Here is a 231-nt window from a genome sequence, read left to right as displayed (position 1 = left end):
GTACAGCTTCTGCTCAACAGCGGGCATAATGTCGTATTGACTGCTTCTCCCGATACTGTCGAGAAATACAAGATTCAGTAAATTATAGGTCGTCTGAATATTCCGGAGGTCGGAAAAGTATATGTGTTGTCCGGATGCTTGAGCCTGCGTGAATTGGCGGCGGACATTGAGGGCGCCAAGGTGTTTGTCGGTGTCGACTCCGCACCGATGCACATCGCTGCTGCTTTGGAT

The 231-nt window shown here is 50.2% G+C and carries 1 pseudogene; it reads left to right on the top strand.

Annotated features, from left to right (window positions below):
* A pseudogene (locus ACTHRE_RS11215) lies at positions 1–231 on the top strand (glycosyltransferase family 9 protein); the annotation flags it as partial.

The organism is Neisseria sp. P0001.S007, assembly GCF_051963655.1.
In the GTDB taxonomy this organism is placed as follows: Bacteria; Pseudomonadota; Gammaproteobacteria; order Burkholderiales; family Neisseriaceae; genus Neisseria; species Neisseria subflava_A.
This window is presented reverse-complemented; position numbering and strand designations above follow the sequence as displayed.